This window comes from Sulfurisoma sediminicola (genome assembly GCF_003865015.1).
Taxonomy (GTDB): Bacteria; Pseudomonadota; Gammaproteobacteria; order Burkholderiales; family Rhodocyclaceae; genus Sulfurisoma; species Sulfurisoma sediminicola.
Genome location: NZ_BHVV01000001.1, coordinates 195,403 through 221,410, shown reverse-complemented (window position 1 = coordinate 221,410; position 26,008 = coordinate 195,403). Strand labels below are relative to the sequence as shown.

The following is a 26,008-nucleotide window of genomic DNA, read 5'->3' as shown; positions in this document are numbered from 1 at the left end:
GGCTTCCTCCATAGCTGCAATTCCCTTCGATTCAACGGTTGATGTTGGCGGCTTCGCTGCCGGACTTGAGGTTGATCAGCGCGTGGCGGGCCTGCTCGTTGCCCTGGTTCGCCGCGCGCTGGAACCAGGCGGCCGCCTGCGCGGCGTCCCTGCGTTCGCCGCCCGAGCCGGCCTCGTAGTGTAGTCCGAGCTGGTACTGCGCATCCGCATCGCCGTCGGCCGCGAGGTGCTTCAGGGCGTCGCCCGAAAGCGTCCTGTCGTAATGCCGGCCGAAGCTCTTGATCGCGTGCAGCAGCTTGATCGATTCCAGGTAGCCCTGTTCCGCAGAGCGCGCCAGCCAGTTGCTGGCCACCGTGCGGTCCTGCGGCCCGCCGAGGCCGTGCTTGTAGAGATGCGACAGCAGGTAGGCCGCCTCGCTGTCGCCGCCCTCGGCGGCCTGCTGCAGCCAGTTGCGCGCCCGGGCGAGATCTTGCGCGACGCCGACGCCCTGCAGGTACATGCGGCCGAGCTTCAGCTGCGCGTCGATGTTGCCGCGGCGCGCGGCGCGCTCGCGCCAGTCGGCGGCGAGCGGAAGGTTGAGCTCGACGCCCAGGCCTTCCTCGTAGAGATCGGCGAGGCGCGCCTCGGCGTAGCCGTTGCCCTGCAGCGCAGCCTGCTCGAACCAGTGGCTTGCCAGCCGCGCGTCCCGGGCCAGACCGCCGTCGCCGTTGAGGTAGGCGATCGCCAGCAGCAGCTGGGCCGAGGCGTTGCCGCGCTCGGCGACGTTGCGCGTCATGGCGAGCTCGTCGGGGCTCATGGCGTATGCCGTCGCCATGCCGAGCAGGGCGGCGGTCGCGAGCAGCAGGCGGAACGGGCGATGTTTCATGGCGTGGAATCCTAGAAGTCGATGGTGAAGGCGATGAGGATGGCGCTGAGTGTGCTGAGCACCAGGCCGAGCAGGAACAGTTCCTCGGCCCAGTCCTCGGCGCGCCGGGCCTCGTGGCGGATGCGGATGGAGAGGAAAGACAGCACCGCGCTGATCAGGAAGACGACGGCGTCGGCGGCCAGCACCTTGTCGATGAACATGCCGAGACGCCCGTCGTGGCTGAGGCGGCCCAGCGACAGCACCGTCATGCAGACGCCGACCATGGTCGCCGATGTCGGCAGAATGTGGGAGGACAGGCTGGCTGCCGTCGCGCGCGGGCGCCATCCGTCGTCTTCGGGCGTGCTCATGGTGCGGTCGCTCAGGACAGGTCGATCGGCAGGAACAGGCGGTTGTCGCCGCGCTGGACCAGCAGCGCGATGCGCTTGCCGCCGCGCTCGAGCTGCGCGCGCAGCTGGTCGACGGCCGCGACCGGCGTGCCATTGACGGCGATGATGACGTCGCCGGGCTCGATGCCGGCGCGGGCGCTGGCACCGCTGCCGGCGACGTCCTCGACCACCAGGCCGCCGGGCAGGCCGGCCTGCCGGCGTTCGTCGCGCGTCAGCGGCCGCACGGCGAGACCGAGCTTGTCGCCCCTGTCGCCGCCGGTGTCTGCCGGCGCCGCCTCGGCGACGGCGCCGACGGCGACGTCGATGCGGTGAACGCGGCCCCTGCGCCAAACCTCGACCGCGGCGGTGGTGCCGGGCTTGAGGCCGGCGATGTGCGGCGGCAGGTCGGCGGCGGCGGCGATGTCGTGGCCATCGAACTTCTGGATCACGTCGCCGGCCGCGATGCCGGCACGCTCGGCGGCGCTGCCCTTTTCGACCGAGCTGACCAGCGCGCCGGCGGGGCGGGCCAGGCCGAAGCTGTCGGCGAGGGCGGGGCTCAGTTCCTGGATGGTGACGCCGAGGCGGCCGCGGCTGACGTGGCCGTGGGCGACGATCTGGTCCTTGACCTTGAGGGCGACGTCGATCGGAATGGCGAAGGACAGGCCCTGGTAGCCGCCCGAGCGGCTGTAGATCTGCGAGTTGATGCCGATCACCTCGCCGTTGGCGTTGAACAGCGGGCCGCCGGAGTTGCCGGGGTTAACCGCGACGTCGGACTGGATGAAAGGCACGTAAGCATCGTCGGGCAGCGAACGCGACTTCGCCGAAACGATGCCGGCCGTCGCGGTGCTGTCGAAGCCGAAGGGCGAGCCGATGGCCAGCACCCATTCGCCGACGCGCGTCGCCGCGGCGTTGCCGGTGCGCACCGTCGGCAGGTCGCGGGCATCGATCTTCAGCACGGCGACGTCGGTCGCCTTGTCCAAACCGAGCAGCCGCGCGGCGAATTCGCGCTTGTCGGTGAGTCGTACCACGATCTCGCCGGCGTCGGCGACGACATGGGCGTTGGTCAGCACCAGCCCGTCGGCGCCGACGATGAAGCCGGAGCCGAGGCCGCGGCTGCGGTATTCGCCGGCGGGCGGCGCCATGCCGAAGCGGCGCAGCAACTCGGCGAAGGGATCGTCGGCTCCTTCGGCCAGGCGGGCTTTCACCGTACCGCTGGTGCTGACGTTCACCACGGCCGGGCCGTAGCGTGCGACGATGTCGCTGAAGTCGGGCAGGCCTGCGTGCGGCGCCGGCGGGGGCGAGATGCTCGCCGGCGCCGCCGTGGCGTGTGCGGACGCCAGCGGGATGTCGCCGCGGTTGAAGTAGGCGACGCCGATGGCCGCGACGGCGATCGCCGCGATCGCGATGCGCCTGAACGAGCTCGTCATGGTGGGGTCCTCCTGTCGGGAAGCGACGTCGCGAGGCCGCGATCGCCATGCCGGAGACGATAGGCGGAGGAGACTTAAACGTGACTTAAGCGGATGGCGCGGCGGGTGCGGCCGGGAAGACGACGCGCGCCGCCAGCCCGCCCAGCGCGGCCTCGCCGAGCACGATGCGGGCGCCGTGGCGCGCCGCGATGGTCTGGACGATGGCCAGGCCGAGACCGCTGCCGGGCTCGCTCGTGTCCTGGCGGCGGAAGAAGCGGTCGAAGACGCGCTCCCTGTCCTCGGCGGGAATGCCCGGGCCGCTGTCGGCGACTTCGAGCCACGGCGCACCGCCGTCGCTGCCGACGGCGAGATCGACGCGGCCGCCGCTCGGCGTGTAGCGCACGGCGTTGTCGACGAGGTTGGCGACCAGGGTGCGCAGCGCCGAGAAATCGCCGCTGACGGCGATCATGGCATCAGCTTCGCCGACGCCGAGATCGATGCCGCGATGTTCGGCCAGCGTCGCGTGGTCGGCGGCGACCTGGGCGGCGAGTTCGGCCAGCCGCACCGGACCCGGGGGGCGATCGGGCGCGGCGTCGGGATCCTGCCGCGCCAGCGTGAGCAGTTGCTGCACGACATGGGTGGCACGCTGCAGGCCGTGGCGCAGTTCCGTCAGTGCCGCCTCGCGTTCCGCCGGCGTGGCCGCGCGCTCGGCGAGCTGGGCCTGCAGCTGCAGTGCGGTGAGCGGCGTGCGCAGCTCGTGCGCGGCATCCGCGACGAACGCGCGCTGTGCCTCGAGCGCTGACTTGAGGCGGACCAGCAGGTCATTGAGTGCATCGACCAAAGGCCGTGTTTCCTCCGGCACCCTGGCCGTCGACAGCGGATCGAGCGCGGCGGGGGAGCGGCGGCGCACCGAGAGCGCGATGCGGTCAAGCGGCGCCAGACTGCGCCCGACCAGCCACCAGAGGATGGCGGCGAGCAGCGGCAGCAGCACGAGGGAAGGCAGCAGCGTGCGCGCCGCGGCGGCGGCGGCGAGCCGCTCGCGCGCGGCCAGCGGCTGGGACACCTGGACGATCTGGTCGCGCAGGGCGACGGCGAAGATGCGCCAACGGCCTTCGGCCGTGGCTATCGTGGCGAAGCCCAGCTGCGCGCGGTCGGGCAGGCTGGCATGGGGGTGCGAGAAGTAGAGGCGGGTGCCGTCCCGCGTCCACACCTGGATGACGAAGTCGAAGTCGTTGTCGAGGTCGCTCGAATCGAGCGGGTTGTGCGCGCTGGAGAAGGCCTGGTCGCGCAGCGACAGCGCCAGCTGCCGCAGGTGGTAGTCGAACAGCGCGTCCACTTCCTGGCGGGCGACGCGATAGGTGCCGATGGTGGCGAGCAGCAGCGTCAGGGCGACGGCCGCCAGCAGCGCGACGATCAGCTGGCGGCGGATCGAGCTCATAGCTGGCGCGGCACCAGGTAGCCGACGCCGCGCAGGTTGCGGATCCACTGCGGCCCGAGCTTGCGCCGCAGCGCGTGGATGTAGACCTCGACGGCGTTGCTCTCGATTTCCTCGCCCCAGCCGTAGAGCCGCTCCTCGAGTTCGGCGCGGGAGAAGGGCTTGCCCGGCTGCTCCAGCAGCGTCAGCAGCAGCGAATATTCGCGCGCCGAGAGGGCGATCGCGGCATCGTCGAGCCAGACCTCGTGCGTCACCGGGTCGAGGCGCAGGCCGCCGACGCGCAGCTCCGGCTCGGCACGGCCGGCCTGCCGCCGCAGCAGGGCGCGGACGCGGGCGAGCAGTTCGTCGAGGTCGAAGGGCTTGACCAGGTAGTCGTCGGCGCCGGCATCGAGGCCGCGCACGCGGTCGGCCACGGCGTCGCGCGCGGTGATCACCAGCACCGGCGCCGCATTGCCGCGCCGCCGCAGTTCGGCCAGGAACGTCAGCCCGTCCTTGCGCGGCAGGCCGAGGTCGAGCAGCAGCAGGGCGTAGGCCTGGGTGGCCAGCGCCAGCGTCGCCGCCTCGCCGTCGCGCGCCCAGTCGACGGCGTAGCCGGCCTGGCGGAGTCCGGTCTGGACACCCGCCCCGATCATGGGGTCGTCTTCGATGAGCAGCAGTCGCATGGCCGTCCGTACTCTGCCGCGGCGGAACTTAAGCCCGGCTTAATCGTGGCCGCCGATGTCCTCGAGCGTGCGCGAGCGCCAGTCGAGAACGGCGGTGTGCACCGCCATCTTGCCGGCGAGTTCGGGAAAGTCGGCGCTGATCACCTCGGCGGCGAACTTCGACAGGAAGCGGCTCTTGAGTTCCGCCCGGGCGCGGTCGACGCCGATCTCGTCGTAGGGCACCGATGCCAGCAGCAGGAAGCCGTCGTCGGGCACCCGGCCGGCCGCCATGTTGGCGCGGATGATGCCGGCGGCGGTGCGGATCGGTTCGTCCAGGTTCGGACTGTAGGGGCCGATGATCAGGGCGATGTTCGGCGTGTGCAGGAAGTCGAAGCCGCGGCCGAGGCAGATCATCCATTCGCGGTGTTCGATGTCGAGTGCGCGCTCGGCGCGGCGCATCTGGGCGCGGATGGTCTCGATGTGATCGAGGTTGCCCTGCAGCAGCGGCAGCAGGTCGGCGCGCATCTGTGCCGGCATGTCGGGCAGCAGGGCGGCGAGCCTGAGCTCCATCGTCGCGCGGTCGGCCGAGGTCAATGTCGCCAGATCGAGTTTCTCGCCGTTGGTGCCGTGGATGATCAGCGCATCCTCGTCGGTCTCGAAGCCGCAGACCAGCGGATAGACGGTGCCGTGGGCCGCGCCGAAGATGTGTTCGACCTGGCTGCGGATCTCGTAGGTATGGGCGATGGCGGCATCGGTGTTGTAGTTGAAGCCGGCGCAACCGCGTTGCGGGTCGCCCTTCGAGTAGTGGTAGGTGATGAAGAACAGCACGCGGCGGCCGCTGCTGACCATGCGCTGCACGTGGTGCGCCAGCACCTCGCCGAGGTGGGGCCAGCCGAGGTCGAACATGCCGCCGAGGTTGCGGAAGGGCATCAGGATGCCGGTCGGCGTGTTGGTGGCGATGGGGATGTTGATGCGGCCGTCCATGCACTTGAGCACCGCGATGGCGGTCGGGTGCTCGGCGAGGTAGCGCTCGCGCGCCAGCCAAGCCTCGGGACTGCGGAAATTGGCGCCGTGGCGGTCCGCCAGGTCGAATAGCCAGTCGATGCGCTGCTGTATCGGTTTGCCGTGGATGTCCATGATCAGAGACGAGCCTCCAGGATTTGCGTGATTTCGGTGTCCGTAAGGACGATCGGATTGGTCTTCATGCTGCTGCCGCGGGAGTTGGCGACGATGCGCGGAAAGTCGGCGGCTCCGATGCGGTAAGCCGACAGTCGCGGCAGCTTCAGCTGCTCGTCCCATTGCCGCAGCGTCGTGACGAGGTAGTCGCGCGCGTCGCGGCCGTTGAGCCCCTTCTGCATGGCGAAGCGGCGGCCGATCTCGGCGTACTTGGGCAGCGCGGGGTTGTCGGGCTCGCGCGCGTCCATCGCGGCGATGTTCACGGCCGTGGCGGTCGCCGCCAGCGTGCCGCAGACCACGCCGTGCGGAATCGGGAAGAAGGCGCCAAGCGGCGCGGCCAGGCCATGCACCGAACCGAGGCCGGCCTGGGCCAGGCAGATGCCGGACAGCAGCGAGGCATAGGCCATCCTGTCGCGCGCCGCCGCCGACTGCTCGTGGTACAGCGACAGCAGCGCATCCTTGACGGCCATGATGCCCGAGCGCGCCAGCGCGTCGGTCATCGGGTTGGCGCGGGTCGAGACGAAGGATTCGAGCAGCTGGGTGAAGGCGTCCATGCCGTCGGCGGCGATCAGTTCCGGTGGGCAGCTGGCGAGCAGGTCGGGATCGACCACCGCCCACTCGGCCACCAGCGCATCGTCGCGGAAGGACTTCTTGAAGCCGTCCACACCCTGCACCGAGAGCACGGAGTTCTTGGTCGCCTCGGAGCCGGTGCCGGCGGTGGTGGGCACGGCGATGAAGGGCGTGGCCGGGCCGCCGTAGGGCAGCTCGGGACCGACGCCCTCGAGGTGGTCCATCACCGAGTTCCCCGGGCGCAGCAGGCCGGCGATGGCCTTGGCCGCGTCGAGCGCGCTGCCGCCGCCGATGCCGACGACCACGTCGATGTTCGCACCGCGGTGGGCGGCGACGGCCGCATCGACGAATTGCGGCGAGGGCTCGCCGCCGACGCGCAGGTGCTGCCAGGTCAGGCCGCGCGCCTTGAGCGCAGCGAACAGCCGCTCGCCGGCGGGCGACTCGACGAAGGCGTGCCGGCCGGTGACCAGCAGCAGCGACTTGCCGTAGTGCGCCGCGATTTCCGGCACCCGGGCGACGGCGCCCCTGCCGAACTCGATGCGCGGCACACGCGTGATGGCAAAAGGCGCGATGGAAAACGCGGGAATCGGGGATGTCATGTGATGGCGTCAGCCGGCCAGCGTCGCCAAGGATAGCAGCAGCCGCGACGCCCCCGCCAGCAGCAGGGCGACGCCGATCGACAACGCCACCGAGAAGAAGGCCTCGCGCCGGCCGAGGACCTTCAGCATCACGGCGAAGGTCGACACGCAGGGCACGTAGAAGGTGAGGAAGACGAGGAAAGTGAAGATCTGCGTCGCGTCGAGGACGGTGCCGATCTCGGCCGTACCCAGCGCCTGCGCCACCATCAGCAGCGACAGCTCCTTGCGCAGCACGCCGAAGAGGATGGGCACGCCGAGCACGACGGGCAGGCCGAGCCACCAGCCGGTGACCGGCGTCAGCAGCATGTTGATGACGGCATCGAAGCCGAAGTGCGACAGCAGCGCCAGCACCACGCTGCCGATCACCAGCAGCGGCGTGACGATGGTGACGATGTCCGAGGTGCGCTCCCACGAGTCGCGCAGCAGTCCGTGCCAGGTCGGCCAGGCATAGGGCGGGATGTCGAGGATCATGCCGGGCGCGGCGTCCGAGTAGCGCTTGGCCAGCACGCGGCCGAGCAGCGCGATCACCAGCGGCACCAGCAGGAACAGCGCGAGCACGGCCGGCGCGCCGAGGTATTTGCCGCCGAGCGCGAGGATGATGGCCGAACGCGCCGAGCAGGGCACGAAGGCGATCAGCAGCGAGGCCAGTACGCGATCGCGACCGGAGGCGGCGGCGTTGGCGGCCGAGATCGCCGGCACGTTGCAGCCCATGCCGATGAGGAAGGGCAGGGCGGCCGCGCCATGCAGGCCGATGCGGTGGAAGCCGCGGTCCACGACGAAGGCGACGCGGTGCATGATGCCCGAGTGCTCGAGCGCCACCAGCAGCAACACCAGCGGCAGCATGTAGGGCACGACGATGCCGACCAGTCCGACCAGCCCGTCGGCGACGGCGCGGCCGACGACGCCGGTCGTGGTCTGCGGCTGCCAGGCCTGCACCCAGGCGGCGAGCCGCGCCGAGGTATGGGCGTCGAGCACGGCGGCGAGTTCGAAGACGACGAACAGCACCGCGCCGAAGATCGCCAGGCCGCCGACGAGGCCCCAGCGCGGATGCAGGAACAGCGCGTCGAGCCAGCCCTTCCAGCCTTCCTCGCCCGGCCCGGCCAGCGTGGTCACGGCCTCGAACAGCAGCGCCGCGCGGTGGTGGCGGTCGGCGTGGAGTTCGTCGGAGAGCGTGCGCGGCAAAAGCCGCGCGGCGGCTTCGCGCGCCGCCAGCACCTGCGGCGCCAGATCGGGGAAGTGCGCCTCCATTTCGCGCAGGAACCAGTCGTCGTTCTCGGCGAGCTGGGTCACCAGCAGCTCGCGCGGCACGCGGAAGGCTTCGCACACCCGGTGCTCGGCGGCGACCGCCTCGAGCCGCTCCAGCGCCGCCGCGATGTGCGGGCTCTCGGGCTGCGGCAGCGGGCAGACTTCGTCGCGCGCCGCCTCCAGCGCGGCGGCGAAGAGCTGGGCCACGCCCTTGCCCATGTGCGCCACCGTCGGCACCACCGGCACGCCGAGACGCTCGGCAAGCGCGCGGACGTTGATGAACAGGCCCTTGTCGCGCGCCTCGTCCATGCGGTTCAGCGCCACCACCAGCGGCCGGCCGAGCAGCGTGAGCGCCAGCGTCAGTTCGAGATCCTGCTCCAGCGCGGTGGCGTCGATGACCTGGATCAGCACGTCGGGCGCGTCGAACGAGGTCGTCGGCTGCTCCGGCTCGTGGCGCGCGACGGTCGGCCAGCGATCGCCCCACAGCAGGTACTTGAGCACCGCGCGGTCGCCTTCGGAGAGCCGGTGCAGCGAGTCGAGCGGCGGCAGGGCCACCAGCGAGATCTGCTCGAGGCCGAGTTCGACCACGCACTCCTCGTAGGTCGACACATCGCCGGCGAGGCGCTCCTGGCGCACGGCGACGGCGGAAGCGGCCCGGAATATGGTGCTCTTGCCGGTGCGGGCGCGGCCGACCAGCGCCACGCGCGGGCGGCGCGCGCCGCGCAGCAGCGGCTGCTTGAGGGTGACGGTCGCGTCCACGCGCGCGCTCAGGCCGGGAACAGCCCCGCCAGCGGTTCGCCGCGGCGCGGCTCGGCCATCATGGCGGCGACGGCGTCGCGCCAGGCCGCGTAGTGGGGCGTCTGCTTGTGGAGGGCGGCATCGGTGGCCGTGGCGTAGGCCTCGTAGAAGACGAAGCGGGTCGGGTCGTCGGGTGCCTGCAAAATGTCGAAGCGGCGGTTGCCCGGCTCCGTGATCGATGCCTCGTGATTCAGCCGCGTCGCGGCGACGAAGGCGGCGACGGCGTCGGGCTTGACGCGGATGTGGACCAGGGTGACGTGCATGGCGGAAATCCTCTCCCTGCGATTCTAGCGCCGCGCGCGAAGCCGATAGAATCGGACGGATCAATTTCCGGATGAATCATGCAGCCATGAAGCCGCGACTGATCCAGCTCGACCGCGCCGATCCCGGAGCGATCCGCGACGAGCTGCTGCGCGGCCTGCGGGACGATCCGGCGGCGATCCCGCCCAAGTACTTCTACGATGCGCTCGGCGCGCGGCTGTTCGCCGCGATCACCGAGCTGCCCGAGTACTATCCGACGCGCACCGAGGCCGCCATCTTCGCGCGCCATGCCGACGCGATGGCGCGGCTGCTGCCGGCTTTCGAGGCGCTGGTCGATCTCGGCGCCGGCAACTGCGAGAAGGCGGCGCGGCTGTTCGCGCCCTTCGGCGTGCGCCGCTACGTCGCCGTCGACATCGCCGTCGACTACCTGGGCGAGTCGCTCGACATCCTGCGCCGCCAGCACCCGCAGCTGGACATGCTTGGCGTCGGCCTCGATTTTTCGGCGCATTTGGCGCTGCCCGCCGAAGCCGGCGCGGGGCCGCGGCTGCTGTTCTATCCCGGCTCCAGCATCGGCAACTTCACCCCCGCGGCGGCGCTCGCCTTCCTGCGCCGGGCGCGGGCGGCGGCGCAGGGCGGCGGCCTGCTGATCGGCGTCGACCTGGTCAAGCCCGTCGCCGTGCTCGAAGCCGCTTACGCCGATCCGCTCGGCGTCACCGCGGCCTTCAACCGCAACGTACTGGCGCATGTCCGCCGTGTCGCCGGCGCCGACTTTTCCCTGGCCGACTGGGGGCACGTCGCCTTCTACAACGCCGGGGAATCGCGCATCGAGATGCACCTCGAGGCCGTGCGCGACGTCGCCGTGCGCTGGCCCGGCGGCGAGCGCCGCTTCGCCGCCGGCGAGCGCATCCACACCGAGAACTCGTACAAGTGGCGCGTCGCCGATTTCGCCGCGCTGCTGGTCGAAGCCGGCTTCCGCGACCTGCATCACTGGACCGACGACAAGGGCTGGTTCGGGGTCTTCCTGGCCCGGGCCTAGAGCGCGCAGCTGCGGAAGCCGGCGTGGATGTCGTCCCGCTCCGGCGCGAAGAAGTTGCGGTACCGCGGATGGGCCATGCGCGGCGCGGTGGCGCAGCTGGCGCCCTTGAGCACCTGGGTGTGGCTCTCGAAGCCGAAGCGCGAATAGTCGCGGTAGGGGTGGGCGACGAAGCCGGCGAAGGGCGCGAAGCGGCTGGAAGTCCACTCCCAGACATCGCCCCATGAAAAATCCGCCGCCGTGAGGGCCGCGCATTCCCACTCCGCCTCGGTCGGCAGCCGGCGCCTGGCCCAGTCGCACCAGGCCGTGGCCTCGTGCCACGTCAGATGCACGGCGGCGGCATCGGGGTCGAGCGTCTGCCACGCGCCGAAGCGCAGCGCCTGCCATGCGCCGCCGCTCTGCCGCAGATAGCGCGGCAGCGCCACCGCGCCCGCCTCGATGGCCGGCAGGACGCGGCGCCAGCTGACCGCCGCGCCGTCGATGGCGAACGGCGCCAGGTCGACGTCGTGGGCGACGAGCTCGTTGTCGAAGGCGAAGCCGGGGCCGTCGTGGCCGAGGCGCCAGCGCGTGGCGGGAATCTGGATCTCGCGCGGCGGTGGCAGCGGGCGCTCGTCGGGACGTAGGTCGGCGGGCAGCGCGATGCCGAGCGCCTGCGCCATGTAGGTCGCGGCCTCGGCATGCATGTCCTCGTGGAACAGCGACAGGCGGAAGAAGTAGAGCCCTTGCTGCGTCGCGGGCGCGCGCGCCAGCAGCTCCAGCGTCTCGGCGAGGCTCGCGTCGAGGTAGGCGCGCGTCGCGGCAAGATCGGGCAGCGCCAGGTCCCAGCGCGTCGCGTGGGCGACCTTGCTCGAATCGTAGAGCGCGTCGGCGCCGGGCAGCCGCCCGGCCGGCCGTTCGTGATCGGGGTCGCAGGCCAGGCCGAGATCGCGCTGCCGGTTGCGCGCGATCCAGAAATCCTGGAACCACGCGACATGGCCGACTTCCCACAGCGGCGGGTTGAGCTGCGTCGAATAAGGCACGCGCAGAGCAGCGCCGAGCGCGGCGACATAAGCGTCGAGCAGCCCGAGCGTACGGCGGCGTGCGTCCTGCAGCGCGGCGGCGAGAACTTCGGCGCCGCCGGTGCGGGCGAGGGTGGCGGTGGAATGATCGGTGGCCATGGCAGGGGAATTCATCAGGCGCCATTGTCACGCCGCAGCCGGCTGCTGCCAACAACGGCAAGCGACTTTGTCGGACAATGCCGCCATGACGCCGGAAAAATTCATCGCCCTGTGGCGCGACAACCCGCTCACCGAGCGCGCCGGCGCCCAGGGCCACTTCGACGACCTGTGCGACCTGCTCGGCGTCGACAAGCCGCGCGATCCGGACGACTACTGCTTCGAGCGCGGCGCCGGCAAGGCCGGCGGCGGCGATGGGTGGGCCGACGTCTGGAAGCGCGGCCATTTCGGCTGGGAGAACAAGCGGCCGGGCCGCGACCTGCGCGCCGCGCTCAAGCAGCTCACCGACTACGCGCTGGAGCTTGAGAATCCTCCCCTGCTCGTCGTCTGCGACCGCGAGCGCATCGAGATCCACACCGCCTTCACCGGCTATCCCGACGAACCGCGCACCGTTCGCATCGACGAGATCGGCACGCCGGAAAACCTGCAGCTGCTGCGCTGGGTGTTCACCGAGCCCGAGAAGCTGCGCCCGGTCAAGTCGCTCGCCGCCATCACCGAGGAGGCCGCCGGCAAGTTCGGCGCGCTGGCCGAAACGCTGCGCAGGCGCGGGCTCGATGCGCAGCCGGTCGCCCACTTCCTCATCCAGTGCCTGTTCTGCATGTTCGCCGAGGACGAGGGCCTGCTGCCGCGCGGCCTCTTCACCGGGCTGCTGACCAAGGCGGCAAGCGATCCGGCGCGCGCCGCCAATCGCCTGACCGCGCTGTTCGCCGCCATGCGCGACGGCGGCGACTACGGCGACGAGACCATCGCCTGGTTCAACGGCGGCCTCTTCGCCACCGTCGCCGTGCCGGAGCTTGCGCGCGACGACGTGGCCGCCCTGCAGCACGCCGCCGACATGGACTGGCGCAACATCGACCCTTCAATCTTCGGCACCCTGTTCGAGCGCGGGCTCAACCCCGCCAAGCGCTCCCAGCTCGGCGCGCACTACACCGACCCGGCCACGATCATGCGCCTCGTCGAGCCCGTCGTCGTGCGCCCGCTGGCCGCCGAGTGGCAGGCGGCGAAGGACCGGATCGCCGCGCTCATGGCGAAGTCGAAGAAGCAGGGCGACAAGGCGTACAAGGATGCCGCCGCGCTGTTCCAGCACCACCTCGAACGCCTGCGCAACTTCCGCGTGCTCGACCCGGCCTGCGGCAGCGGCAACTTCCTCTACCTCGCGCTCAAGGCGCTCAAGGACCTCGAGCGCCGCGCCAACGTCGAAGCCGAGGCGCTCGGCCTGCAGCGGCAGGTGGGCATCGAAGTCTCGCCCGCCAACGTGCTCGGGCTGGAACTCGACCCCTACGCCGCCGAACTCGCCCGCGTCACCGTCTGGATCGGCGAAATCCAGTGGATGCTGAGGAACGGCTACCCCTATGCGACGCGGCCCATCCTCAGGCCGCTCGACACCATCGAGAACCGCGATGCGCTGATAAATCTCGGGGGTAGCGGCACGGCGACGGAAGCCGAATGGCCCATCTGTGATGTCGTGGTCGGGAATCCTCCATTTTTAGGTGGCAGTCTCATGCGCGGTGAGCTTGGGAGCGACTACGTGCAGGTACTGCGCCGCGTTTACGATAGCCGCGTACCAGCTGGTGCGAATCTTGTTACTTACTGGTTCGAGAAATCCCGGGCCCAGATCGCAGCAAAGAAGCTGGAGGCTGCTGGCCTTGTTTCGACTAACGCCATCCGTCAAACAACTAATCGAAAAGTGCTTGAGGGAATCGTTGCTGATGGAGAAATTTTCGAGGCTTGGAGTGACGAACCTTGGGTGAATGAAGGTGCGGCAGTGCGTGTTTCGCTTATTTGCTTTGGACCATCTTCCGACGCTAATCGACCGATTCACCTAGATGGCGATGAGGTGAACGAAATCCATGCAGACCTAACAGCCGGTGCCGGCCTTGACCTAACCACCGCAGCATCTCTAACGGAAAACGCCAACGTAGCGTTCAATGGATATAAACGGAATGGTCCTTTCGACATTCCAGGTTCGCTAGCTCGACAATGGCTCTCGCAACCAAATCCGAACGGGAAGGGCAACGCTGATGTGCTCCACCCCATGATGAACGGGAATGACCTGACCAAACGAAGCCGTGATGTTTGGCTTATCGATTTCGGCGTTAGATCTACCTTCGAAGATGCATCGCTCTACGAAGCCCCCTTCGAGTACGCGTTGCGAGATATTCGTTCAGCCCGACAGAAAGCCCCAACCGAGAAACTTCGTGACGTGTGGTGGATTCATGAGGGGGTGCGAATTGGGTTCCGAGAGGCCTTAAAGAACTTACATCGCTTCGCAGCAATTTCAGAGAAATCCAAGCACTTCTATTGGGTATGGGTTGATTCGCGAATCGCGCCGGACAATCGACTAGTTGTTGTGGCGAGAGACGATGACGTGACATTCGGAATAATTCAATCGCGAATTCACGAACTTTGGGCGCTTCGAAAGGGAGCAACACTAGAAGATCGCCCCTGCTACACCCCGACCACCACTTTCGAAACCTTCCCCTTTCCCGCCGGCCTGACGCCGCGCGACACCGCGCCCGTTCCCGGCCAGCCGACGCCGCCCTGCATGGCGGCGCAGATTCCTGCAGCGAACATCGCCGCCGCTGCGCGGCGCCTCAACGAGCTGCGCGAGCACTGGCTCAACCCGCCGGAATGGACCGAGCGCATTGCCGAAGTCGTGCCCGGCTACCCCGACCGCATCGTGGCGAAGCCGGGCTTCGAGGCCGAGCTGAAGAAGCGCACGCTGACCAACCTCTACAACGCCCGCCCGGCGTGGCTGGCCAACGCCCACCAGGCGCTCGACGCGGCCGTGGCCGCCGCCTACGGCTGGACCGACTATGCGCCGGACATGCCGGACGAGGAAATCCTGCGCCGGCTGCTTGCGCTCAACCTGGAGCGCAAGGCGGCGGAAGGTGCCTGAGCGCCTTCCTCCGGACTTCCTGCGGTCGTCGCCGGCGCCGACTTTTCGACGCAGTGGGACAGGCGAATAGCGCAACTTGCCACATATAGCAGGCTGCTATAAAGTAGCCGGGTGAAGCTGATATCGAATCGGGCGTTGCGCGAATTCGCGGCGCGCCATCCCGCCGCCGAGGGGCCGTTGCAGGATTTCCGCAGGCTGGTCGAGCGGGGCGAATATCGGAACTTCGCGGCTTTGCGCGCGACCTTCGCGAGCGTCGACAAAGTGGGCAGTCGATATGTGTTCAACATCGGCGGCAACAAGTATCGGCTCGTCACGGCCATCGCCTATTCGGTGCAGGCGCTGTGGGTCAAGGCCGTTCTGACGCACGCCGAGTACGACAAGGAGGATTGGAAATGAACATGAACGATATTTCCGCCCATTGGGTCGCGTTGCACGAGCAGCTCGGGCTGGGCGCGCCTGTAGCAAACAAGGCGCAGTACCGGCGCCTGCTGGCCTGCGTCGAGGCGCTGATGGAAGACTACGATGACCGCGCCGGGAATCCGCTGGGCGGCCTGCTGCTGCTGCTGGCCGAGCGCATTCGCGAATACGAGGATCGCGTGCATCCCTGGCCTGACACCACTACGCCGGCCTCGCTGCTGGCATTCCTGATGGAGCAGCACGGTCTGCGGCAGTCCGATCTGCCGGAAGTCGGCTCGCAAAGCGTGGTGTCCGCCGTGCTCTCCGGCAAGCGCGATCTCAACCTGCGACAGATCAAGGCGCTCGCCGCGCGCTTCCATGTGCCGATGGAGGCGCTGGCGGGCTGAGGAGACACTGCGCCGTCCCGCCAGAGCCGACTTTTTGAAGTGACCCGATGACGCCCATCCTGCAATCGACCCTGACCTGCCCGCTTTGCGGCCACGTCAAGACCGAGACCATGCCGACCGATGCCTGCCAGTGGTTCTACGAGTGCGAGGGCTGCCACGCGCTGCTCAAGCCCCTGCCGGGCGACTGTTGCGTGTTCTGTTCCTACGGCGACGTGCCGTGCCCGCCGATCCAGGTTTCCGGCAAGGGCGGCTGCTGCGCGTGAAGGGGGCCGCCGTTCCCGGCGGTGTCGCGGGATTCGCGGTCAGAAGTAGTAGCGCGCCATCATCTCGAGCTTGCGCGAGTTCTGCTTCTCGCCGAACTCGCTGCCCTCCTTGCCAGCCAGCCAGGCGGCGCGCAGGCGCAGGTCCAGGTTGGTTACGCCGGTGTAGAGCAGTTCCGGCGTCAGCGACCAGCTGCGGTCGTCGAGGTTGGCGATCAACGTCAGCGACGGCGTGAAATAGACGATGTCGAACGGCTCCTTCTGGCTGGCGCGCAGGTAGAGGTAGCGCTGCATCGCGTTGGCCCTGGCGTAGCCGCTCTGGCTGGCGGCAAGCGCCTTCTTGAGCAGGGCGTCGATGTTCGTCGTCTGGAACTGCTTGAGGCCGCTCTCGACCAGTCGGTAGAAGTCCTGCGCCTGCGCCTCCGTGTAGCCCGCGCCGTTGCGGTAGTACTCGGCGATCCACGTCGTGTCGCGCTCGGTGAGATAGCGCAGGCCGAGCAGATAGCTTGTCGCATCGCCGACCTGCGTGGTGGTGATGCCGGTCGGGCCGACGCTGCGCTGCTCGACGTCGCGGATGCGCGCCCACTCGCCATGGATCTCCAGTGCGCTGCTCAGGTTGCGGGAGAAATCGACGCCGAAGCGCGGCGTGCGGCTGCCGCGTGAGAGCCAGGTGAAGTCGATGTCGGTGTCGAGATAGAGCAGGTAGAGCTTCGCGGCGAAATTGAGGTGGTCCGGCTTGCCGAAGTCGTTGTTGGTCTGTTCGGCGACCGGCAGCAGCAGCGGGGTGAAGGCCACGGTCTTGAGGTCGCCGTCGAAATTGCGGATCAGGTCGGCGGAGAGCATCGTATAGCCTTCGCGTCCCAGTTCGACATCGGTCGGGTCCTTCAGGCGCTGGACGAAGCCGACGGGATTCCAGGCGTAGCCCGTGCCCCATTTGAGCGCCATCTTGCCGGCATCCACCGTGACGCCCGGATTGGGCTTCAATGAGGCGTAGGCCTCGTCAAAGCGATTGATGGACGTGCTTCCCAGATCGTCCGTGCGGACCTCGATGCTGGCGCGTGCCTTGAAGGTGGCGATGCCCTGCGTGTACTTTCCGTCGAGCTTGAGCGTCGTGTCGGTGCGGTCGATGGTATCGGCCGGATTGCCGCGGTAGTAGTTGAGCTTGTAGAAGGCGCCGTCGCGATTCAGCCAGGAGCGATCGGGCTTGAACTCGATGTAGCCACCGAACTCGAACGGCTTCTTTTCGAATTCCGTCGCGTCGAAGCTGAATTCTTCCGCCCAGGCCGAGCCTGCCAGGAGGCAGGCGATCAGCGCCAGCGCACGTTTCACTTACGCCTCATTTGCGCAGGTCCTCGACGCGCGGCAGGTAGTTGAGCGAAAACACCTCGTCGGGGAATTCCCGCTTCCTGATCGACGAGTAAAGCATCACCGACTTGTAGTCCTTGTACAGCGGGCTGTCCGTCTCCAAGGTCGCGGGGCGCTTGATGCCGCCGCCGAAGTCCTTGGTGTCCTTGAAGCGCAGCGTCTTGATCAGCATGCCGCTGGCGGCGTAGCACTCGATGGTGACGGGCAGCAGCGCCTTCCTGTCGACCCACATCTTCAGCTTGTCGTAGGCGACCTCGGCGGTCTTGGCCTTGAGGCTCAGCAGGTATTGATCCTTCTCTTCGACCGTGGCTTCGACGTTGTATTCGGCGGCATAGTCGATGCGCAGGATGTCGGCATTGTTGAAGACGCCGCCGGTCACCGATTGCAGGCTGGTGATGCGCATCGGCTTGCCCACCTCGGGAATGAAAAGCCACATGTTGTCGCCCAGGCGCAACGTGGCGCGGCCCTTGTCGCTTTGCGGCGCGAGGAACAGGGCGACGATCTTGTCGCGGCCCTTCTTCACCGAATACAGCACGAACTCCTTCCTCTTGCCGTCCGGCTCGACGTTGACGAGCTTGCGCAGCATTTCGTAGGCCTCGGGTTCGAGGTTGCGGTCCACCTTCTTCAGGATGTCCGTGCCGTCGAGGGCAAATGCGGGAAGGGCGGCGAGCAGGAGCAGCAGGACGGACAGTTTCTTCATGATGAGCTTCCGGTAATCAGACATGGCGCAGGGCGGTGATCGGGTCCATGCGCGAGGCCTTCCAGGCCGGTTGCAGGCTGGCGATGACGGCCACCAGCACGACCAGCGCGGCGATGGTCAGCACGTCGCCCGCGGCGATGGTCGGCGCCATCACCAGGTTTTGCTGCATGCCGAAGTTGAACGTCGGCTGCCACAGGTTGATGCCGAAAATCGCGGCCAGACTCAGCACGATTCCTGCGACGGTGCCGACGATCCCCAGCATCAGGCCCTCGGAGAGGAAGAGCAGGAGGATGCGCGACGGCGACGTGCCGATGGCGGCGATGGTGCCGATCTCGCGGATGCGCTCGAAGACCGCCATGATCATCACGTTCATCACGCTCACCAGCACGATGGAGACCAGCACGATCTTGATGAACAGGGTCATCAGGTCGATCATCCGCGCCAGATTGGCGAAGGGCGAGAGGTCGGCCCAGGTGTGCACTTCGATCACCGGCTTGCCTTCCTTGTTGGCGAGGCTGCCCAGCGACTGCTTGAGCTGCGCATCCACCTGGTCGAGGCGGGAAAAGTCCTTCAGCCGCACCGCGATCTCGCTGACTTCCGCCTCGGTCATGCGCAACAACTCGCGGGCATCGTCGATATGGATGTAGCCGTCGCGCCCGCCGGGGCCGGTGACGCTTTCCAGGATGCCGCGCACGACGAAGGTCTTGCCGTTGACGGAACCATCGCGGTTGGTCGCCACGACGACGACGGTGTCGCCCACCCGGGTCTTCATGCCGCGTGCCAGCAGCATGGGGATGACGATCTGGCCCTTGCCGACCAGCGGGCCGGCCTTGTCCCCATCGAGCATGCGGCCGGGCAGCAATGGCGTCGTCGCCGCTTCGCGCGCCGGGTCGATGCCGTTCACGCGGATGCTGGTGGTCTCGGCGAAATTGCTGAACATGCCGCCGAACTTGACGCGCGGCGACCAGTTTTCGACCGCCGGACTTTGCTTGAGGCCTTCCTCCACCCTGGCGACCATGCCCGGCTTCATGTTGAGGTTGAGGGGCAGGTTGTCGATGGAGGCGACGTAGCCCTTGCGATGCACCTGCAGGTGGCCGAGCACCGAATCGGTAATCTGCCCGACCATCATCGACTTGAAGGAACCGGCCACCGCGACGAACAGCAGCACCGCGACCATGCCGATGACGATCAGCAACAGGGTCAGCAGGCTGCGGCGGCGATAACGCAGGAGGTTGCGGCTGGCGATGTCGAGGACGTCAAACATGGTGGCCCCCATCCTGCAAGCGGCCGTCTTCGAGAGTGAACGTCACCTCGGCCGCGCCCATGATCTTCGGGTCGTGGGTGGAAAAGACGAAGGTGGTCTCGAAATCGTCGCGCATCTTCTTCATCAGTTCGAGGATGCGATAGGCCGTGTCGTGGTCGAGGTTGGCGGTCGGTTCGTCGGCCAGCACCAGCTTGGGCTGGCTCACCAGGGCGCGGGCGACGGCGACGCGCTGCTTCTGGCCGCCGGAAATCTGGTCGGGGCGCTTGTTCGCCTGGTCGGCCATGCCGACCGCGTCGAGCAGACGCAGCACCTGGGCGCGACGCTTTTCCGTCGGCCATTTCTGCACCATGCGCAGGGGGTATTCGATGTTCTCGAATACCGTCAGCACGGGGATCAGGTTGAAGTCCTGGAAGACGAAGCCGATGTGCTCGCCGCGAAAGCGCGCGGCGGCGCGCCGATCCAGCGTCGCGATGTCGACATCCAGCACCCGAAGCGTGCCGCTCGTCGGATGATCGAGGCAGCCGATCATGTTGAGCAAGGTGCTCTTGCCGCTGCCCGAGGGGCCGACGAAGGCGACGAAGGAGGCGGGCTCGATGGCGAAATCGACGCCCTTGATCGCCGGCACGTCGATGTCGCCGACACGATAGGTCTTGGTGAGGTTCTCGGCGCGCAACAGGCTCATGGTCATGTCCATCCTTTGGGGCTGCGATCGGGTTGCGGCAGCCGCGCCGTCGGCGCGGCTGCCCGTCACGTCGTGCCGTCAGTCGAACTCGTGCTCGGCGGCGCTGCGGGCCGCATCGATCACCTCGCACTGCTTCGGCGTCAGCGCCTTCTTGAGCGTGACATACGGCTCGTTCATCGCTGCCAGCGACTTCTGGCGACGCTGCTGCATTTGCTCGCGCGTCGCGCCGGTGGCCTTGGTCGGGGCGCCCTCGGCCTCCAGCCTCTTCGCCTGCGCGGCGGCCTTGGCCGCGAACTCGTCCCACGCCGGCTGCTGCTCCGGCGTGATGGCGAGATCGGCCTTGAGCCGGGCCAGCTTCATCTGCTGCATCTGGGCGATGCTCCCGCCATTGCCGCCGCCCATCTTGCCGCCCATGGAGCCGCCGCCCATGGGGCCGCCACCCATGGAGCCGCCACCCATCATGCCGCCGCCGCCCATGGTGCCGGGGCCGGTAGCGGGTTGGGCCACCGCGACCAGTGCGGTCGTCAGGCCGGCGGTGACGGCAAATGCCATCGCGCCCCGGCGAAGCTTGCTGTGCAACGAGTTCATCCCGATTTCTCCTCTATGACTGGGTGTTTGCGGCCGGAGACTTCCGGCCCGTTCGCTGGAGCGTTCGCCATGCCGTTCATGCCGCGCGTCCATGGCTCGTCATTTGACCCTAAGGAGCCCGGGCGGAGTGTGTCCGGCGGCAGCATTTTTGCATCGCCGCGTTGCGAACCCGGAAACCGATACAGTGCGTTACATTCGCGCCGGTACTGCCCGGTTGAACGCGCTATACATTCATCGACATGGACACCAGGGACCGCATCCTCATCGTCGACGACGATCCGGAAATTCGCCGACTCCTCGCCGACTACCTGGCGAAGAACGGTTTCGATACCGTGGCCGCCCGCGACGGCCGCGAGATGTGGCAAGGCCTGGAGCGGCACGCCATCGACCTGGTGGTGCTCGACCTGACCTTGCCCGACGCGGACGGGCTGACGCTGTGCCGCGACCTGCGCGCGCGTTCGAACCTGCCGGTGCTGATGCTCACTGCGCGCGGCGAAGAGGCCGACCGCATCGTCGGCATCGAGATGGGCGCCGACGACTATCTGGTCAAGCCTTTCAGCCCGCGCGAGCTGCTCGCCCGCATCAAGACCATCCTGCGCCGCACCCGCGCCCTGCCGCCCAACCTGCGAGCCGAGTCGCAGCGCTGCCTGGCCTTCGCCGGCTGGCGGCTGGACACGGCGACGCGCGCGCTGACCGCGCCCGACGGCGTCGTGGTGCCGCTGTCCGGCGGCGAATATCGGCTGCTGCGCCTGCTGCTCGAACACCCGAACCGCGTGCTCAACCGCGACCAGTTGATGGAGTTGCTCCATGGCCGCGAGTCCGAGCCGTTCGACCGCGCCATCGACGTCCAGGTCAGCCGGCTGCGCCAGCGGCTGCGCGACGACAGCCGCGAGCCGCAACTGATCAAGACGGTGCGCGGCGAGGGCTACGTGCTGGCGGCGGTCGTCGAAGGACGCGCATCGTGCGACTGATGCCCGCCTCGCTCTTCGGCCGGCTGATGCTGATCCTCGTCGTCGGCCTGCTGGCGACGCAATTCGCCAGCCTGTGGCTGCACATGGACGCGCGCGCCACCCTGCTGCAAAGCGGCCATGCCCAGGCCGCCGGCCTGCCCCGTCCTTTCTGGGTGCATCTGGCGTTGACGCTGGTCGCGGTCATCGCCATCGCGCTCGTCGCCGTGCGCCTGGTCACGCGCCCGATCCAGCATCTGGCCGAGGCGGCGGACGCCTTCGGCCGCGACCTCGAATCGCCGCCGCTGGCGGAGGACGGGCCCAACGAAACCCGCCGTGCGGCCGAGGCCTTCAACCGCATGCAGGAGCGTCTCAGGCGCCTGATCGCCGAGCGCAGCCGCGCGTTGGCCGCCGTCTCCCACGACCTGCGCACCCCGCTGACCCGCATGCGGCTGCGCGCCGAACTCGTGGAGGACGAAGCGCTGCGCGGCCAACTCAATGCCGACATCGATGACATGCAGGCGATGATCGAGGCGACCCTCGATTACCTGCGCGGCCTGCGCGACAACGAGCCCCTGCAGAACATCGACATCGTGGCGCTGCTGTCCAGCCTGGTCGCGGACGCACAGGCGCTGGGGCAGCCGGTGACGCTGGTCGAGGCCGTGGCGGCGCCCTATGTCGGGCGCCTCTCGGCCCTGAAGCGCGCCATTGCCAACCTGACCGACAACGCGGTGAAATACGGCCGCGCGGCGCGCATCGCGGTCGCAGACGGCAGCGGATTATTGCGGCTCGTCGTCGAGGACGATGGCCCCGGCATTCCCGAGGCCGACCTGGCGCGCGTCGTCGAACCTTATGTGCGGCTCGAGTCCTCGCGCAGCCGCGAGACCGGCGGCGTCGGCCTGGGTCTGGCCGTCGCCCGCGACGCGGCACGACTGCATGGCGGCGAATTGCAGCTGGAGAATCGCAGTGGAGGTGGTCTGCGCGCTACGCTGGTGCTGCCAAGGGGTTCCCATGTTGTTTGAAGTTTCCGGCGTCACCGTTCCGTTCTGGCTGCCGCCGCTGGTGGCCTTCGTCATTTCCTTTTTCACCTCGATGGTCGGCATCTCCGGCGCCTTCCTGCTGCTGCCGTTCCAGATGAGCGTGCTCGGTTACGTCGCGCCCTCGGTGTCGGCGACCAACCTCGTCTTCAACCTCGTCGCGATACCGGCCGGCGTCTGGCGCTATGCGCGCGAGGGACGGATGGACTGGCGGCTGGCCTGGACCATCGCCGCCGGCACGCTGCCGGGACTGCTGGCCGGCTGGTGGCTGCGCGTGCATTGGCTGGCCGATCCGCGCGCCTTCAAGTTCTTCGCCGGGCTGGTGCTCGCGGTGCTTGCGCTCAAGCTGCTGCGCGATGCGCGCGGGCAAAGCCGCGACCCGGCCGGGACGGCGGCGGCCGCCGATTTCCGCGCCCGGCCGGTGTTCCTGCTGGCGCTGGCCATCGGCGTCATCGGCGGTGCCTATGGTGTCGGCGGCGGCGCCTTCATGGCGCCCTTCCTCGTCGCCTCGCTCGGCATGTCGCTGCACGGCATCGCCGGCGCGACGCTGTTCGGCACGCTGGTGACCTCGGTGGCCGGTGTGGCGCTCTACCAGTTCCTGCCGGCGCCGCCGGGGATCGAAACGCGGCCGGACTGGGCGCTGGGCATCCTCTTCGGCTTTGGGGGCGCTGCCGGCATGTACGTCGGGGCAATGACGCAGAAACGCGTATCGCAGCGCGCGCTCAAGCTCGGCCTGGCCTGCATCCTCGCGCTGCTGGCGCTGCTCTATGTCACACAGTTCTTCGCCCGCTGATCACGGCTGCAGCGTCGCGTCTTCGACGAGCACCTTGTAGGAATAGCCCGAGCCGAAGTCCTTGTCGGCACGGACGATGCCTTTCACCGTCACGACATCCCCGACCTTCGCCTGGCTTGCGGTCGTCACGGTAAGGTCGTTGGTATCGTTCGCGGCGGAGCCCGAGCCATCGCGAAGATGGATCCAGTTCTTCCCCATGATCGCCGCGTTGTACTTGACTATCCTGCCGCGCACCAGGACCGGCTTGTCCTTCAATTCGGCACGCTTCGTCACGATTTCCTCAACGGTGCGCGCGTTTGGGCCGCCGGCCTTGGGAACCTTGATGTCGGCGGTGTCCGCGACCCTGGCAGTGGCGGCACCCGGCTGGCCGGCTGCCGCGCCGGCCAGGCTGCCGAAGAGGATCGTCGGGAACGTCTGTTTCAGCGACCTGCTCTCGAAGTCCTTCATGACCGTCACGTTTTCAAGCGTGACCCTGGCGCCGATTTTGACCGGCGCCCTGGAGACCGCTGCCCAGGTCTCGCCGTCCTTGGTCTTGAGGCGGAGGTAGGTATAACTCTCGACGTCCTTGGCCTCGAGAACCTCACCGCTGACACCGGTGGAAACCGGCGGAGCGGCGGCCGGGGCACTTGCGGAAACGAACGGGGCGAGGGAGAAAATGCAGATCGCCAAAAGGGTTTTCATGGCCGGGATACTCCGTGGTGGGGCAAATGTTTGCCCCACCAATTGTACGGCTTGCCGACTTTCCGTCGGTCGCCTCGAGCCGGAACTAGAAGTACCCGAAAACCTTCGCCAGCGTCACGCCGATGACCGCCACGCCCAGCGCGGTCCACCCGAAGATGCAGGTACCGCAAACAAATACGCCGATCTTTTTCAGAGCCGATTCGCTCGATTTCGGAAAACCGGACATCGTGCCTTCGTTCATGATCGTCTCCTCTGGTTGGACAACTTTGCGGCCAGCCCAAGATGTTTCGTCATGGCCGCAGCTGACGAGTACGCAATATGGATGCCCGGTGGAGGAGCCGTCGTCAGCCTCCGCCGAAGAAGCCGATCGCCACCAGCACCAGCAGCGTCAGGCCGAATGCGATCAGGACCAGGCCGAGGATCTTCGAGCCCAGCGTCAGCGGTGCCGACGGCGCATCGACCAGGTAGCTGTCCAGCTCGCCCGCATCCACCAGCCGCTGATACTGGGCCGGATGCTCGCGGCGGAACTCGTCGAGCGACTGCGTGCCGGTGAACATCACGATGTCCGGCGGCGGCAGCTTCTCGGGGCGGAAGTGGTTGTTGAAGAAATGCACCGTGAACAGGAACACCGCCGCCAGGAAGGCTTCCTCGCCATGGACGACCGTGGCGACATTGAACACCCAGCCCGGCAGGTATTGCGCGGTGATGTGGGGGATGGCCAGCATCAGGCCGCTGCCGCCGATGATGGTGACACCCCAGAACACCGCCCAGTAGTCGAACTTCTCGAAATAGGTCCAGCGGTCGAAACGCGGTTTCGGCCCCTTGCCGAAGAACCACTTGAACATGCCCACGATGTCGGCGAGGTCCTTCCAGTTGGGCACCAGCGAATCGGGGCCGAACCAGCGGAAGGTCCTGTCGCGCAGCAGCTTCTGCATCACGTAGACGAAGTGGATGGCGAAGACGGCAACGAAGATGGCCGCGGCCACGCGGTGGATCAGGGCGAGGCCGCTGGCGCCGCCGAGTGCCTTGGCCGCGACCGGCGCCCAGCTCGTATGCGAGAACAGCGCGGCGGTGCCGGTCAGCACCAGCGTCATCGTGACCAGGGCGAATACCAGGTGGGCGATGCGCCAGCCGGCGGGGAAGCGCTGGAAGAACTTGCGTTCGGCCGGCGGCAGGCTGTCGGTGCGGACGTGCGGCACGGACTTGCCTTGCTTGCGATCCTGCCATTCGCGGTAGTACCAGAGGCCGGAATGCAGCCAGAAGAAGGCGAAGACGCCGATCAGCAGGGCGATCATGGATTTCGTGGCGATCCACATCTGCGGATACCTGGCGAAATCGTGGCTGTTGGCGTGGGGGCCGAAGGAAGCGAAGCCCGCGGTGGCCAGCGGCTTCTTCTTGCCGTCGTGGCATTGCCGGCAGGTCTTCAGGCGGTTGTCCGGGTGCACCTTGGACTTCGGGTCCTTCGGTCCCAGCACCTTGTGGCTGCCGTGGCAGTCGAAGCACTTGGCCGTCTCGGCATAGCCGAGCCTGGTGACCTGGCCGTGATAGGTATCGCGGTAGGACTTGAGGTTGTCCTTGTGGCAGTTGCCGCATTCCTCGTTGTTGAGCAGCTTGAACGTGACCAGCGAGGTATTGGTGATCTCGTGATTGGTATGGCAACTGGTGCAGACGGGCGCCTTGGCGTTGGCCTTGTCGATGACTTCCTTGCCATGCACCGACGAGGCGAAGGCTTCGAGCTGGTCGTCATGGCATGACTCGCCGCACAGCTTGGGAATGTCCTTGCGCCAGGCGGCGTATTGAGGGCTCTGCTTGTCGGCCGGCACGGCAAAAGCGTGGGTGTCGTGGCACTGGGTGCAGGTGGCCTTGGGCTGGCTGGGCTTGTCCTTGTCCGGGCGGGCGTGGAAGGACTGCTTGTAGGCAGCGATGTTCCTGGCCACGACTTCCATGCGCGGCTGATTCGCCGTGCTGCCGGCCTGCTTGGCCTTGTCCCACAGGGCCTGATGGCATGTTGCGCAGTCGGCTGTCTTTGCACCGGTCTTTTGGTGCGGGCTGACGTTGTCGGTGATGTCGGTGTGGCAGGCGACGCATTCCATCCTGGCGTGGACGCTCTTGCCGTATTTGTCGGTGTGGACGTCGCGCAGCTTGCGCTTCTCGCCGTCGGCGTCCGCCACTTCGAGCTTGCCCTTCTGGCCGTCGTGGCAGGTGAGGCAGGCGGCGTTGTCGAGCTTGGCGGCGGGTGCGGCCGCCACGGTGGCGGCATGCGCCAGCAGGAAGGCGAGGCAAACAAGCAGTTTGTTCAGCACGACCGGCCTTTCATTGAACGATCGGGATTTCAGGACGAT

Annotated in this window: 26 protein-coding genes; 8 read left to right on the top strand and 18 right to left on the bottom strand. The window is 67.9% G+C overall.

From position 1 onward, the window contains the following. Nucleotides 1-31: 31 nt before the first annotated feature. The 9 genes from EJE94_RS01055 to EJE94_RS01015 all read right to left on the bottom strand — a co-directional run bounded on the left by EJE94_RS01055 (nucleotide 32) and on the right by EJE94_RS01015 (nucleotide 9,402). Nucleotides 32-865: a tetratricopeptide repeat protein gene (locus EJE94_RS01055; protein ID WP_121239643.1), complete on the bottom strand. Its 834-nt coding sequence runs from the start codon at nucleotides 863-865 to the stop codon at nucleotides 32-34. Between the two features lie 11 nt (nucleotides 866-876). Continuing rightward, nucleotides 877-1,212 carry a hypothetical protein gene (locus tag EJE94_RS01050; RefSeq protein ID WP_121239642.1) on the bottom strand — a complete coding sequence of 112 codons (336 nt, stop codon included), beginning with the start codon at nucleotides 1,210-1,212 and terminating at the stop codon, nucleotides 877-879. Between the two features lie 11 nt (nucleotides 1,213-1,223). After that, on the bottom strand, nucleotides 1,224-2,657 hold the full coding sequence (locus EJE94_RS01045; protein ID WP_121239641.1) for a DegQ family serine endoprotease: 1,434 nt from the start codon (nucleotides 2,655-2,657) through the stop codon (nucleotides 1,224-1,226). A gap of 85 nt (nucleotides 2,658-2,742) precedes the next feature. Next, nucleotides 2,743-4,074: an ATP-binding protein gene (locus EJE94_RS01040; RefSeq protein ID WP_121239640.1), complete on the bottom strand. Its 1,332-nt coding sequence runs from the start codon at nucleotides 4,072-4,074 to the stop codon at nucleotides 2,743-2,745. Next, entirely contained in the window at nucleotides 4,071-4,733 is a 663-nt protein-coding gene (locus EJE94_RS01035) for a response regulator (protein ID WP_121239639.1), read from the bottom strand. Before EJE94_RS01035 ends, EJE94_RS01040 begins: the two co-directional genes overlap by 4 nt. 39 nt (nucleotides 4,734-4,772) lie before the next feature. Beyond that, nucleotides 4,773-5,849 carry a carboxysome shell carbonic anhydrase domain-containg protein gene (locus EJE94_RS01030; protein ID WP_207855628.1) on the bottom strand — a complete coding sequence of 359 codons (1,077 nt, stop codon included), beginning with the start codon at nucleotides 5,847-5,849 and terminating at the stop codon, nucleotides 4,773-4,775. A gap of 2 nt (nucleotides 5,850-5,851) precedes the next feature. Continuing rightward, nucleotides 5,852-7,057 (bottom strand): iron-containing alcohol dehydrogenase, encoded by a 1,206-nt coding sequence (locus EJE94_RS01025; RefSeq protein WP_121239638.1) that lies wholly within the window; start codon nucleotides 7,055-7,057, stop codon nucleotides 5,852-5,854. A gap of 9 nt (nucleotides 7,058-7,066) precedes the next feature. Further along, nucleotides 7,067-9,100 (bottom strand): ferrous iron transporter B, encoded by a 2,034-nt coding sequence (locus EJE94_RS01020; protein ID WP_243642486.1) that lies wholly within the window; start codon nucleotides 9,098-9,100, stop codon nucleotides 7,067-7,069. Between the two features lie 8 nt (nucleotides 9,101-9,108). Beyond that, nucleotides 9,109-9,402, bottom strand: coding sequence for an antibiotic biosynthesis monooxygenase (locus tag EJE94_RS01015; protein ID WP_121239637.1), 294 nt, complete (start codon nucleotides 9,400-9,402; stop codon nucleotides 9,109-9,111). 86 nt (nucleotides 9,403-9,488) lie between these two features. On the opposite strand from EJE94_RS01015, the gene egtD reads away from it, so the two are divergent. Continuing rightward, nucleotides 9,489-10,436 carry an L-histidine N(alpha)-methyltransferase gene (egtD, locus tag EJE94_RS01010; RefSeq protein WP_121239636.1) on the top strand — a complete coding sequence of 316 codons (948 nt, stop codon included), beginning with the start codon at nucleotides 9,489-9,491 and terminating at the stop codon, nucleotides 10,434-10,436. Here the strand turns inward: egtD and senA are convergent. Then, nucleotides 10,433-11,605 (bottom strand): selenoneine synthase SenA, encoded by a 1,173-nt coding sequence (gene senA, locus EJE94_RS01005; protein ID WP_121239635.1) that lies wholly within the window; start codon nucleotides 11,603-11,605, stop codon nucleotides 10,433-10,435. The genes egtD and senA overlap by 4 nt on opposite strands. Nucleotides 11,606-11,675: 70 nt before the next feature. Between senA and EJE94_RS01000 the strand changes: the two genes are divergently transcribed. The 4 genes from EJE94_RS01000 to EJE94_RS00985 all read left to right on the top strand — a co-directional run bounded on the left by EJE94_RS01000 (nucleotide 11,676) and on the right by EJE94_RS00985 (nucleotide 15,612). After that, nucleotides 11,676-14,546 carry a class I SAM-dependent DNA methyltransferase gene (locus EJE94_RS01000; RefSeq protein WP_121239634.1) on the top strand — a complete coding sequence of 957 codons (2,871 nt, stop codon included), beginning with the start codon at nucleotides 11,676-11,678 and terminating at the stop codon, nucleotides 14,544-14,546. Between the two features lie 135 nt (nucleotides 14,547-14,681). Further along, nucleotides 14,682-14,942 (top strand): type II toxin-antitoxin system HigB family toxin, encoded by a 261-nt coding sequence (locus EJE94_RS00995; protein WP_207855626.1) that lies wholly within the window; start codon nucleotides 14,682-14,684, stop codon nucleotides 14,940-14,942. Next, a complete protein-coding gene (locus tag EJE94_RS00990) occupies nucleotides 14,939-15,349 on the top strand; it encodes a helix-turn-helix domain-containing protein (RefSeq protein ID WP_121239632.1) in 411 nt (136 codons plus the stop codon). Before EJE94_RS00995 ends, EJE94_RS00990 begins: the two co-directional genes overlap by 4 nt. A 47-nt stretch (nucleotides 15,350-15,396) precedes the next feature. Further along, nucleotides 15,397-15,612 (top strand): GDCCVxC domain-containing (seleno)protein, encoded by a 216-nt coding sequence (locus tag EJE94_RS00985; protein WP_121239631.1) that lies wholly within the window; start codon nucleotides 15,397-15,399, stop codon nucleotides 15,610-15,612. A 39-nt stretch (nucleotides 15,613-15,651) separates the two neighbouring features. Here EJE94_RS00985 and EJE94_RS00980 read toward each other — a convergent pair whose 3' ends face one another. The 5 genes from EJE94_RS00980 to EJE94_RS00960 form a co-directional block, all read right to left on the bottom strand. Continuing rightward, nucleotides 15,652-16,938, bottom strand: a complete 1,287-nt coding sequence (locus EJE94_RS00980) for a hypothetical protein (RefSeq protein ID WP_121239630.1) — start codon at nucleotides 16,936-16,938, stop codon at nucleotides 15,652-15,654. Between the two features lie 7 nt (nucleotides 16,939-16,945). Beyond that, nucleotides 16,946-17,674: an outer membrane lipoprotein-sorting protein gene (locus tag EJE94_RS00975; protein ID WP_121240517.1), complete on the bottom strand. Its 729-nt coding sequence runs from the start codon at nucleotides 17,672-17,674 to the stop codon at nucleotides 16,946-16,948. Nucleotides 17,675-17,690: 16 nt separating this feature from the next. Continuing rightward, nucleotides 17,691-18,938, bottom strand: coding sequence for an ABC transporter permease (locus EJE94_RS00970; RefSeq protein ID WP_121240516.1), 1,248 nt, complete (start codon nucleotides 18,936-18,938; stop codon nucleotides 17,691-17,693). Beyond that, nucleotides 18,931-19,620 (bottom strand): ABC transporter ATP-binding protein, encoded by a 690-nt coding sequence (locus tag EJE94_RS00965; RefSeq protein ID WP_121240515.1) that lies wholly within the window; start codon nucleotides 19,618-19,620, stop codon nucleotides 18,931-18,933. Before EJE94_RS00965 ends, EJE94_RS00970 begins: the two co-directional genes overlap by 8 nt. Nucleotides 19,621-19,698: 78 nt before the next feature. Continuing rightward, nucleotides 19,699-20,208 (bottom strand): Spy/CpxP family protein refolding chaperone, encoded by a 510-nt coding sequence (locus EJE94_RS00960; protein WP_121239629.1) that lies wholly within the window; start codon nucleotides 20,206-20,208, stop codon nucleotides 19,699-19,701. 239 nt (nucleotides 20,209-20,447) lie between these two features. On the opposite strand from EJE94_RS00960, the gene EJE94_RS00955 reads away from it, so the two are divergent. From EJE94_RS00955 to EJE94_RS00945, 3 genes are read left to right on the top strand one after another with little or no spacing between them, the layout of a single operon-like run. Further along, the gene (locus EJE94_RS00955) at nucleotides 20,448-21,179 is read left to right on the top strand and encodes a response regulator (RefSeq protein WP_121239628.1); all 732 of its coding nucleotides are present in this window, start codon (nucleotides 20,448-20,450) and stop codon (nucleotides 21,177-21,179) included. Next, entirely contained in the window at nucleotides 21,179-22,177 is a 999-nt protein-coding gene (locus EJE94_RS00950) for an ATP-binding protein (RefSeq protein ID WP_121239627.1), read from the top strand. The genes EJE94_RS00955 and EJE94_RS00950 overlap by 1 nt, the downstream gene beginning before the upstream one ends. Further along, nucleotides 22,167-22,985 (top strand): sulfite exporter TauE/SafE family protein, encoded by an 819-nt coding sequence (locus EJE94_RS00945; RefSeq protein ID WP_121239626.1) that lies wholly within the window; start codon nucleotides 22,167-22,169, stop codon nucleotides 22,983-22,985. The genes EJE94_RS00950 and EJE94_RS00945 overlap by 11 nt, the downstream gene beginning before the upstream one ends. Here the strand turns inward: EJE94_RS00945 and EJE94_RS00940 are convergent, their stop codons facing one another. The 3 genes from EJE94_RS00940 to EJE94_RS00935 all read right to left on the bottom strand — a co-directional run bounded on the left by EJE94_RS00940 (nucleotide 22,986) and on the right by EJE94_RS00935 (nucleotide 25,969). Then, nucleotides 22,986-23,666, bottom strand: a complete 681-nt coding sequence (locus EJE94_RS00940) for a single stranded DNA-binding domain-containing protein (protein WP_121239625.1) — start codon at nucleotides 23,664-23,666, stop codon at nucleotides 22,986-22,988. A gap of 85 nt (nucleotides 23,667-23,751) precedes the next feature. Further along, a complete protein-coding gene (locus EJE94_RS14535) occupies nucleotides 23,752-23,907 on the bottom strand; it encodes a hypothetical protein (protein ID WP_165904724.1) in 156 nt (51 codons plus the stop codon). 103 nt (nucleotides 23,908-24,010) lie between these two features. After that, nucleotides 24,011-25,969: a cytochrome b/b6 domain-containing protein gene (locus tag EJE94_RS00935; RefSeq protein ID WP_121239624.1), complete on the bottom strand. Its 1,959-nt coding sequence runs from the start codon at nucleotides 25,967-25,969 to the stop codon at nucleotides 24,011-24,013. Between the last annotated feature and the right edge of the window lie 39 nt (nucleotides 25,970-26,008).